We start from the raw sequence: 10,024 nt of genomic DNA, 5'->3' as shown, positions 1-10,024 counted from the left end.
AAAAAAGAGAAGACTGGGGCTGCTCATTTATCGCAAGAAGATTCCATGGCCAACCCTTGCCTGTGCCAAGATTCCAGTCTCTTTGGAATTACGAAAAAGCATTTCAGAAAAATAAAATCCCTCAAAAGCTCCACACATGGGTCAAGCATAGGCTCCAGCAGAACGAGCCATTCCTCATTTTCTTCCCAACTATCGAATTAATGGAACAAGCAACACCCCTCTTTCAAAAGATAGAATCTACTATTGAAAGTGTCCATTCCGAAGATCCTGACAGGAAAGAGAAAGTCCTGGAATTACGCAATAAAAAAAGAAAAGGTCTACTGACGACTACTATTTTGGAACGCGGGATCACAATTAAAAATGTCCAGGTAGCCGTAGTCGGTACGGAGAATCCTGTATTCACATCCAGTGCGCTTATTCAGATTAGCGGAAGAGTTGGTCGAAATGTGCAGTACCCTAATGGTGATATCGTATTTTTCCACCATGGCATCACTATGGAAATGGACCGTGCACGCAATAAAATATTGGAGATGAACATTCATGAATAAGCCGATTCAGAATTGCCTATTATGTGATCGCGAGCTTCATCAAAGAATCAGCTGGAAAGAGCTACTTCTAAAAACATTGCCACAAACAATTTGCCCCCGCTGTGAACAGCGTTTCCAACGAATCGAGCTACAACAGGAAGAGGGAGTCGTCTCTTTATTCCATTATAATGAAGCAATGAAAGATTATTTGCATCGCTATAAGTTTTTGCATGACATACTCCTTGCTAACGTATTCAATAATACCCTTCATGAACAACTTAAAAATGAAACCCGCCTCATAATCCCGATTCCAATGCACCCCGAAAACTTGAAACTAAGGACATTCGCACATATCGATGAATTACTGAAAGCGGCGAATATCCCGTTTGCCCACCATTTAACAAAGCTTTCGAATGAGCAGCAATCACTAAAAACAAGGAAAGAGCGTCTGCAAACACTCCAGTTTTTTAAAGTTATTAATCCTACTGCAATAAAAGATAAAAAATTGTTAGTAGTGGACGATATCTATACTACAGGGACGACATTAAACCATGCAAAGAAGGTGCTTCTGGAAGCGGGAGCGAAAACAGTGGATGGATTTACATTGATTCATGGATAAAATAAGAACCTATTAAGATGTTGGAAAGTTGTCAATCAAAGTTATCGAATGATTTTGTATAATTAACGGATAGTAGATTGTATAAGAAGGAGGGCTCATAATGGCTGAATTAAGAAATTGCCCGGAATGTAATGCTTTTTTTAACTACACTGGCTTGAGGGAAGTTTGCCATAACTGTGCACAAAAAGAAGAGGATTTATATCAGGAGGTATATCGTTTCCTTCGTAAGCGTGAAAATCGTGCAGCAAATGTTGACCGTATTGTAGAGGCGACAGGAGTTGATCGTGACTTGCTTTATAAATGGGTACGGAAAGGACGTTTACACCCAGCGATGTTTCCGAACCTCGGGTATCCATGTGATAACTGTGGAAGGATAACAAATTCAGGCAAATTATGTGAAAAATGTCAAAACGAGTTAAAATCAGAATTGCGAACTTTTGATGCCGCGAAAGAGTTTCGCGATGATATTAAACGTCGTGAACGTGCAACGTATCTTTCTGAAAAAAAATAATTGTCTAAAACGGAGTCATTTAAATAGGACTTCGTTTTTATTTTCAGTAAAATGAGCATAATAATATACTACATAAGTCCAGTTTTTTGCACTAAAGCTTAAACAAATGGTTGAAGCAGTCGAAATATAAAGTAGACGAAGCTTTTAACTTTATTCAGCTAAAAGAAGTTTAAGCTCAGGGCGGAAGTCGAAGGTTCGGTAAGGATTTATTTGAATAGAGGAAGGCATTCTAAAACTGTCGCATCGTGTGACAAAGGATGACTGATCCACATCGTGTGGACCTAAAGCCGGATCGAGGCGTAACTGATTTTAAGAGGAGGTCTATAAATATGAAGATTAATCCAATAGGTTTACAAGCAATCAATAAATACAATAATCAAGCACGTCCTGTAAAAACAGAAGAAACTAAAAAATCATTTGCAGACCAGATCGAAATTTCAACAAAAGCAAAAGAGATGCAGGCTAATTCGACCTATGCAAATGAGCGTGCAGAACGTGTGAAAAAGATTAAAGAAGATATTGATTCTGGAAACTACAAAGTAGACGCAAAGCAGGTTGCTGAGGACATGCTGAAATTCTACCAAGGGAAATAACAGAAATACTACGAGCAAGGGAGCGCTAAATACATGTCAATTGCCAATATTGTCGTCATGTTGGAAAAGCTAGAGAAAATGCATAAAAGTCTGCTGGAACTAGCGCTTGCGAAAACGGAATACATTAAGCAAGGTGATATGGAACAGCTTGATCAGCTCATCAAAAGTGAGCAGGCACATGTAGCGGCGATTAACACACTTGAACAACAGCGACAGTTGATGGTAACGGATTACCTCCGAGCAAAAGGAATTGCTCTCACTGACACACCATCTGTTGCCGATGTGATAACTGCCGCTGAAAACAGCGAATCCACTGAAAAATTGATTAATGTACGCGAACGTTTAATAGCGTTGCTGAATCAATTAAAGATTCAAAATGATTTGAATCAGAAACTTGTCATGAATTCACTGCAATTTATTAACATTACATTGGATGCAATGCGCCCACAGCAAACAGAGCAGTTCAATTATTCCGGTGCGCAAATACGCGGGAATACTGAAGTTGCAAAACGTTCTTTCAATGAATTTAAAGCCTAATCGCATGTAAGCTTCCGCATGCTGCGGAGGCAATACATGCGATTTTTTATTGATATTTAAATACACTAAAAGGGAGGTCCTACAATGCGTTCAACATTTATGGGACTTGAAGCAAGCAAGCGCGGACTTTACACGCAGCAATCAGCGCTTTATACAACAGGACATAACATTTCAAATGCCAACACACTCGGCTATACTCGCCAACGCATCAATATGGAAACAACACCGGGATTCCCAAGTCCGGGTTTAAATACAGGTAAAACAGCAGGTCATATCGGGACAGGGGTGCAGGCGCATTCCGTACAGCGTATTCGTGATGAATTTATCGACCGCCAATATCGCCAAGAAACAAATAAGTTGGGCTACTGGCAATCGACAACAAAATCAATCTCTCAAATGGAAGATATTATGTCCGAACCTTCTGAATTTGGGCTGAATCAGGCATTTACTGAATTTTGGAAATCGATGGAAGACATCGTGACAAATCCAAAAGATACAGCAGCACGCCAAGTAATGATTTCAAAAGGTCAATCTTTGGCAGAATCATTCAACTATATCGATGCTCAGCTAAAGCAAATTCAAGGAAATATCGGGAATGAAATAAATGTAAAAACGAAAGAAGTTAATAATATTTTAAAGCAAATAGCTGATTTAAATGGTCAAATACAAGCGGTAGAGCCAAATGGATATATGCCGAATGATCTTTATGATGCACGTGATGTATTGGTTGATAAGTTAAACGATATTATTCCTGTATCAATAACGACTGAGAAATCTGGTGGTAATGCTTTAGCAATAGCAGAAGGGAGCATGACAATTTCCTTTAAAACAACAGACGGCCAATCGATTACTCTTGTTAAAGGGAAAGAATATGCAGCACTTTCGACAAATAATGCAACAGGCCCAATTACCGGTGATGTAGATGCGAATGGTGAATATCTGGAGTTCGATAATATTTCTATTTCGGGATTGTCAAGTAATCATGAGAAAAATCCACCGACAGCCAATATTGCAACAGTGAATTATAATCAGCTTGAATCTTCAAAAGGTTCGTTAGTGTCGTTGATTGATGCATTTGGTCACAGTAACGGAGAAGGCATATATCCAGAAATGTTATCAAAGTTAGATCTTTTGGCAAGTGAATTTATTGAGAAATTCAATGCACTACATGAAGACGGATTTGATTTGAATGGTGATAAAGGTAAGCCATTCTTCTCGGGCGCTTCAGCAAAGGATTTTAAAGTTGTTACTACAGAACCAAGCGAAGTTGCTGCTTCTAGTGAGGAAAACGAAGAAGGTAACAACCAAAATATGTTAAAGCTTTCTGAATTGCAATCCAAAGTTCAAACAGCTTTGCAAGGTGGTACGTTCCAATCCTTCTATAAATCTTTAGTTGGTGATTTAGGAGTTAAAGGTCAACAAGCAGTAACATTAGAATACAACTCAATAACTTTGCGTCTGCAAATTGAAAATAATCGTGCATCCCATAACTCAGTTTCACTAGACGAAGAGATGACGAATATGATTACTTTCCAACAAGCCTATAATGCCAACGCACGTATGATTACAGTTATCGACGAAACATTAGACAAAATCATTAACGGAATGGGCCGTGCAGGTTTATAATCCATACTAGAAAGAAGGGAATAATACGATGCGCGTAACACAATCGATGCTCTCTAGTAATATGCTTCGTAACTTAAATAATAGTTATAATAAAATGGCTAAATACCAAGAACAATTAAATTCAGGAAGTATAATTAACCGACCTTCCGATGATCCAGTAGTAGCTGTAAAAGGAATGGGATATCGCATTGACCTAGATAAAAATGCACAATACCAACGTAATATGAGGGAAGCAAATACTTGGTTAGATTCAACGGATGAAGCGTTAGATCAAGTAGGAACATCTCTTATTCGTGTAAAAGAGTTAATTATTCAAGCAGCGAATGATACAATTACTACCGAGGATCGTCAAAAAATCAACCAGGAAATTTCACAAATCAATCAACATATCCAAGATTTAGGGAACACAAAAGTTGGGGAAAATTATATTTTCTCCGGGACACATACTAGTAGCCCCTTGTTTGATGAAAACGGTGAAATTCAAAATGGTCCTAATTTCACCGGATTGGGTAAGGAAATTGAGATTAATGTGTTCGATGGAATCTCAATGCCTATTAATGTAACGGGTGCAGAACTATTTGGAGAAGTAAAAACTTTCATGAACGGGCTAGACACTCTTTTAAATAACGGAGGTACAAGTGAAGAAATCGGTAACGCACTAGGCGTTGATTTTACAGCAGGAGGCACTGCAAATATTCCAGGACTTGATTCATTAAATGAAAAGGTACTGGTAAAGCGCGCAGAAGTCGGCGCAAAGCAAAATCGTGTTGAATTAATGGAAAGTCGCCTGCAAATGCAAGAAGTAAACGTAACAAAGCAAATGTCTGAAAACGAAGATACAGACTATGCAAAAACAATTACAGAAATGGTAACAGCTGAATCTATCCATCAAGCTGCCCTCTCTGTAGGCGCCAAAATTATTCAGCAAACTCTAGTAGATTTCATCCGTTAATGAAATCTACTAGAGTTCTGCGCCGAAAGCAAAGCGGCAGGCGCAAATGGGTTTTAAATATGAAATTAGATTTCACCCATTAATTAATTTTTAACTCATATATTTTTTAAGCGTTTGGACATGCTCCAAGCGCTTTTATTGAAAAGAAGGGAGACATTAAAAATGCGATTCCCACAAATACAGATTTCAACAACAGATATCCAGATGGATTACACGATTACCAAGCCCTTTCAGCGTATTCAACAGCGACGTGCAGAATTAAACATATCCCAACCTGCTGCAACAGTTGAGATTAATACGACAAACGCCAAGCTGGATATTAATATGGACCAAATGTGGCGAGATTTAGGGTCCAAACCTGTTGGCGAATTGATTAAAGAATATGCTCAAAGGGGAAGGCAAGAAATGTTGAAAGGGATGTCCAGACGAATGGGTGAAGGACGTCAAATTATGATGAGTGCTGGGAAAGGCCAAGGACGTGCAACAATCCAAAACATTTCCAAACAAAATCATGGTCCGGAACGTCCAGGTCCTTATAACATTAAATTCATTCCGTCGATTGGTTCAGTAAAAGTAAATATTACACCAGGAAAAACAGATATAAATATTGAACGCAATGCACCGAAAGTTGACGTGACGGTGAACAAGCCGCAAATTGACTTCACTTATGGAAAAGTAAATAGCAAAATGATTGTAAGACCAGATGTGCAAATTGACGTCATTGGCTAAAAGGAGCGAAATACATGAATATTCAAACGAAATTTTTAGGTGAAGTAGAAATAGATCAATCAGAAATACTTACATTTGAACAGGGGTTACCTGGTTTTACACAATATACGAAATACATTCTTATAGGATTAGATGCAGACCTCCCCATTGCCTTATTACAATCGACTGAAGATGAGCAAATTGGCTTTGTTGTAGGCTACCCATTCGCCTTTAAATCCGATTATGCTTTTCATTTAAGCGAAGAGGATAAAGAACAATTACAGATAAGTGAAGAAAGTGAAGTGGCAACATATACTGTCATCACTTTAAAAGAACACTTCGCGAATTCTACAATTAACTTACTTGCGCCAATTATTATTAATACAAAACAAAAGCTTGGCAAACAAATCGTCCTTCAGGATAGCGATAAATATCCATTACGATATGAAATAGCTATAGATAAAGGAAGTGGAAAGTAAATGTTAGTCTTAACACGAAAAAAAGGCGAAACAATAATGATTGGCGACCAAATTGAAGTGAAAATAATTTCCGTTGACGGCGACCAAGTAAAGCTAGGCATTGTAGCTCCAAAGTCTGTTAAGGTTCACCGATCGGAAGTGTTTGAAGCGATTCAGCAGCAAAATAAAGAGGCATTGGCTAGTTCAGTCGATGCATTGAAGCAGTTTAAGCTTAAGCAGTGATATGAACAAGTCTTGTATAAGATGTTCGATAAGGCTTTTTTATTCGTATAAATTTTAATCTTACACATCTTTCGCATCGATAATGTTCACTTTTTTTAATACATTAAAAAAATATATACTAATTTATAAAAAACTATTAAATATTTAAAATTAGCTACGATATATATAGTGTAAGGCAGAGGCACTAGCCAACGCCGAGCTTTCCTACATGGACGTGGGTCATATAAAAACAATTCAAGGAGGAATTCCAAATGAGAATTCAACACAACATTTCAGCTTTAAACACACACCGTAACCTTACTGCTAATAATGCTCAAGCTTCTAAAAACCTTGAGAAATTATCTTCAGGTTACAAAATCAACCGTGCTGGCGATGACGCTGCAGGTTTAGCAATCTCAGAAAAAATGCGTGGACAAATCCGTGGTTTAGACATGGCTACTAAAAACGGACAAGATGGTATTTCATTAATCCAGACGGCTGAGGGTGCCCTTAACGAAACTCATGCTATTTTACAACGTATGCGTGAATTATCAGTACAATCTTCGAATGATACAAATACTGATGATGACCGTGCTGAAATTCAAAAAGAAGTTGAAGCTTTAATTACTGAAATTGGCCGTATTTCAACTGACACTGAATTCAATACTCAAGGTTTATTAGATGGATCTTTCACAGGTAAATTAATTCATATCGGTGCCAATACAGGGCAAACATTATCAGTGTCAATTAGCACAATGGGGGCTTCTGCTCTTGGTGTAGACAAATTGGATATTAGTAAACAAACTGGTGCTAATAGTGCGATTGCATTAGTAGATTCTGCTATTAAAGCAGTTTCATCTCAACGTTCAGATTTAGGTGCTATTCAAAACCGCTTAGAGCATACAATTAACAACTTAGGTGCTACATCTGAAAACTTAACAGCTGCTGAATCTCGTATCCGTGACACAGACATGGCAAAAGAGATGATGGGATTCACGAAGAACAACATCTTAATGCAAGCTGCACAATCGATGTTAGCGCAAGCGAACCAACAACCACAAGGTGTACTTCAATTATTAGGATAATTTTAAATTTGAAGGCTAAAAAGCTGAAGCTAAATGCTTCAGCTTTTTTTATACTAGATATCTACTTAATCTTTATACATAAACTTGAAGTTTTTTAAATGAATCGAAGAGAAAAGGTGTTAATAAAATGTATAGTTTTACAAAGGAGACTAATGCTAGAAATTTAGAAGTTATAAAAATATACGAAACGAATTCGAGTCAATATATTTCTTTAAATTCTGAAGTTTCTGCGCATAAGGAAATTGAAAAGTTTGGTAAACAGATAGAAAGTAATAAATGCTACTTTATAATAGGTTCTGGTAATGGGATATTATTGCAATATTTATTAGATATGAATTTTAATTCTAAGTTTTATATTATTGAAATTTTTGACGAAATTGACTATGAAGAAGGCTATAAAAAGAAATTACACGGACAAAATATTTCTTTTTACCATGTGACCAACTTGAACTATATTATAATTAGTAGTGCAATTAGAGATGCACTAGGAATGAATGTTGAAATATTAATCCACCCTAACTATGAGAAGTTAAATAAAGAATTGATAACGCCGGCTATTGAAAAAATAAAGATGGGTACAACAACAGCTAAAATTAATAAAAATACAGAGCGATTTTTTATGTTTGAATGGCTAACAGAACCAATATTAAATTTGGCATTATCTAAAAAAGGTAAAAATCTTTTAGATATAAAAGAACATTTTGAAAATAAACCATTTATATTAGTTGCATCCGGACCTTCACTAATTGATAATTTAGATTTTATTAAAGAAAACAAGGATAAAGCATATATTATTGCATCAGGTTCTGCGGTGAATGGCCTAATAAATGAAAATATAATTCCGGATTTTGTAACTATAATAGATGCTTCAGTTGTGAATTTTACAGCTCATTTCCAAAACACTAAATACAATGGACCTATTATTACAACAGGTACTACTAATCACTTAATATTAAAACATCATCAAGGTGAAATTTATTTTACGAATTTAGATCAAGATACAATTACAAAAGAAGTTAGACCTGAAATATTAGGGATACCAACTGTTCCGTCCGTTGCTTTATATTCCTTATTACTTACACACTATTTAGGGGCAAGCGAAGTATTTTTAGTTGGACAAGATTTAGCGCTAAATAATGGTGAGTATTATGCACCAGGTGTTCATAAACATGATGCAATAAAAAATTTAGGTCCGACAAAGGAAGTTAATGGTAATTTTATCGATAAAGTTGTTACAACTTTACCTTTAGCATCTACATTAGAATCTTTTAATAACGCTATTTCCATTATTCAAAATGTGAACAATAAAATTCAAATTTATAATTTATCAAAAATAGGTGCAAAAATTGAAGGTGTATCTTATAAAGATGTAAATGAAATTCAGTTAGAAGAAATATTAGATAAATCTTGGATTCCACTAATGTCGATGGAAAAATCGATAGATTATACTTTTTCTATAGAGTATTTAGATAAAATGAAAGCTTGTAAAGAAAAAGTAGACGAAGTATTAATCAAAATTGATAAAATGAATACCAATGCTGTTACTTTACATGATTTACAAAAGCTTTTGAAGTTAGTAAAGAAGTTAAGAGAAAACGATGTGTTAGAAAAACATATTTTAAATATGATTTATTCATCTACTAAAGCAATTAATAATATGTTCGAATATGGTTTTGAAAATAATTTTCAAACAAATAGTGAAAGGGTAGAGATGCTAAATAAATTGAAGTTTTTTGTGAAATATATACAAGAATATCTAGATAATTTATTGTGTCACCATGCATGGTCTGAAATGAAGTAAATATAAAAGGAGCTATAAAGATGGATGTAAAAATTGAACAGCAATTAGAAGAATTATTAGAAAGTATACAGTCATATATATTGAAAATTCCAAATGGATGTACCATGGTAGCGGACTATTTAAGAGAGGGAGATAAAGTAAAAGCGTATAGTGCTATTACTGATTTTATTGAAGGAATTGATTGGTTGACAGAGTCTTTTAATATTTTACTACAGTATGATTATGTTATTTCTATTGAAATTGAAAAGCTCAATCAGATATTAAAGGAAATAAATGAAGCAATAAAACTAAGAAACGATACGCTATTAGCAGATTTTTTAGAATACGAAATGGCAGATTTCTTTGGAAATACGGTGAATATATATAAGAACTAATTTTGAGTTAT

General features: G+C 35.6%; 13 protein-coding genes. All 13 read left to right on the top strand.

Annotated features, from left to right (window positions below; translation table 11 throughout):
* On the top strand, positions 1 to 548 hold a 548-nt coding region (locus tag ABS917_RS10525; protein ID WP_350478927.1), incomplete at its 5' end, for a helicase-related protein.
* Entirely contained in the window at positions 541 to 1,146 is a 606-nt protein-coding gene (locus tag ABS917_RS10520) for a ComF family protein (RefSeq protein WP_350478926.1), read from the top strand. The genes ABS917_RS10525 and ABS917_RS10520, both read left to right, overlap by 8 nt.
* A 100-nt stretch (positions 1,147 to 1,246) precedes the next feature.
* Positions 1,247 to 1,657, top strand: coding sequence for a TIGR03826 family flagellar region protein (locus ABS917_RS10515; RefSeq protein ID WP_350478925.1), 411 nt, complete (start codon positions 1,247 to 1,249; stop codon positions 1,655 to 1,657).
* A 329-nt stretch (positions 1,658 to 1,986) separates the two neighbouring features.
* Positions 1,987 to 2,250 (top strand): flagellar biosynthesis anti-sigma factor FlgM, encoded by a 264-nt coding sequence (gene flgM, locus ABS917_RS10510; protein WP_350478924.1) that lies wholly within the window; start codon positions 1,987 to 1,989, stop codon positions 2,248 to 2,250.
* A 33-nt stretch (positions 2,251 to 2,283) separates the two neighbouring features.
* A complete protein-coding gene (locus ABS917_RS10505) occupies positions 2,284 to 2,787 on the top strand; it encodes a flagellar protein FlgN (protein ID WP_350478923.1) in 504 nt (167 codons plus the stop codon).
* An 84-nt stretch (positions 2,788 to 2,871) separates the two neighbouring features.
* Positions 2,872 to 4,413: a flagellar hook-associated protein FlgK gene (gene flgK, locus ABS917_RS10500; RefSeq protein ID WP_350478922.1), complete on the top strand. Its 1,542-nt coding sequence runs from the start codon at positions 2,872 to 2,874 to the stop codon at positions 4,411 to 4,413.
* 28 nt (positions 4,414 to 4,441) lie between these two features.
* Positions 4,442 to 5,365, top strand: a complete 924-nt coding sequence (gene flgL / locus ABS917_RS10495) for a flagellar hook-associated protein FlgL (protein ID WP_350478921.1) — start codon at positions 4,442 to 4,444, stop codon at positions 5,363 to 5,365.
* 162 nt (positions 5,366 to 5,527) lie between these two features.
* Positions 5,528 to 6,094 carry a DUF6470 family protein gene (locus tag ABS917_RS10490; protein ID WP_350478920.1) on the top strand — a complete coding sequence of 189 codons (567 nt, stop codon included), beginning with the start codon at positions 5,528 to 5,530 and terminating at the stop codon, positions 6,092 to 6,094.
* A 14-nt stretch (positions 6,095 to 6,108) separates the two neighbouring features.
* Positions 6,109 to 6,552, top strand: a complete 444-nt coding sequence (gene fliW / locus ABS917_RS10485) for a flagellar assembly protein FliW (RefSeq protein ID WP_342575011.1) — start codon at positions 6,109 to 6,111, stop codon at positions 6,550 to 6,552.
* On the top strand, positions 6,553 to 6,774 hold the full coding sequence (gene csrA / locus ABS917_RS10480; RefSeq protein ID WP_342575013.1) for a carbon storage regulator CsrA: 222 nt from the start codon (positions 6,553 to 6,555) through the stop codon (positions 6,772 to 6,774).
* A gap of 251 nt (positions 6,775 to 7,025) precedes the next feature.
* Complete coding sequence (gene hag, locus ABS917_RS10475; protein WP_342575015.1) at positions 7,026 to 7,838, top strand: flagellin Hag; 813 nt, start codon at positions 7,026 to 7,028, stop codon at positions 7,836 to 7,838.
* Between the two features lie 127 nt (positions 7,839 to 7,965).
* Positions 7,966 to 9,639, top strand: coding sequence for a motility associated factor glycosyltransferase family protein (locus ABS917_RS10470; protein ID WP_350478919.1), 1,674 nt, complete (start codon positions 7,966 to 7,968; stop codon positions 9,637 to 9,639).
* Between the two features lie 20 nt (positions 9,640 to 9,659).
* Positions 9,660 to 10,013: a hypothetical protein gene (locus tag ABS917_RS10465; RefSeq protein ID WP_342575017.1), complete on the top strand. Its 354-nt coding sequence runs from the start codon at positions 9,660 to 9,662 to the stop codon at positions 10,011 to 10,013.
* Positions 10,014 to 10,024: the final 11 nt, after the last annotated feature.

It is taken from the genome of Solibacillus sp., from assembly GCF_040273735.1.
Classification (GTDB): Bacteria; Bacillota; Bacilli; order Bacillales_A; family Planococcaceae; genus Solibacillus.
This window is presented reverse-complemented; position numbering and strand designations above follow the sequence as displayed.

Excerpts from the sequence above, each read along its gene's own strand:
- ABS917_RS10520 (WP_350478926.1), top strand. The coding sequence starts at position 541 with ATGAATAAGCCGATTCAGAATTGCCTATTATGTGATCGCGAGCTTCAT.
- ABS917_RS10515 (WP_350478925.1), top strand. The coding sequence starts at position 1,247 with ATGGCTGAATTAAGAAATTGCCCGGAATGTAATGCTTTTTTTAACTAC.
- flgM (WP_350478924.1), top strand. The coding sequence starts at position 1,987 with ATGAAGATTAATCCAATAGGTTTACAAGCAATCAATAAATACAATAAT.
- ABS917_RS10505 (WP_350478923.1), top strand. The coding sequence starts at position 2,284 with ATGTCAATTGCCAATATTGTCGTCATGTTGGAAAAGCTAGAGAAAATG.
- flgK (WP_350478922.1), top strand. The coding sequence starts at position 2,872 with ATGCGTTCAACATTTATGGGACTTGAAGCAAGCAAGCGCGGACTTTAC.
- flgL (WP_350478921.1), top strand. The coding sequence starts at position 4,442 with ATGCGCGTAACACAATCGATGCTCTCTAGTAATATGCTTCGTAACTTA.
- ABS917_RS10490 (WP_350478920.1), top strand. The coding sequence starts at position 5,528 with ATGCGATTCCCACAAATACAGATTTCAACAACAGATATCCAGATGGAT.
- fliW (WP_342575011.1), top strand. The coding sequence starts at position 6,109 with ATGAATATTCAAACGAAATTTTTAGGTGAAGTAGAAATAGATCAATCA.
- csrA (WP_342575013.1), top strand. The coding sequence starts at position 6,553 with ATGTTAGTCTTAACACGAAAAAAAGGCGAAACAATAATGATTGGCGAC.
- hag (WP_342575015.1), top strand. The coding sequence starts at position 7,026 with ATGAGAATTCAACACAACATTTCAGCTTTAAACACACACCGTAACCTT.
- ABS917_RS10470 (WP_350478919.1), top strand. The coding sequence starts at position 7,966 with ATGTATAGTTTTACAAAGGAGACTAATGCTAGAAATTTAGAAGTTATA.
- ABS917_RS10465 (WP_342575017.1), top strand. The coding sequence starts at position 9,660 with ATGGATGTAAAAATTGAACAGCAATTAGAAGAATTATTAGAAAGTATA.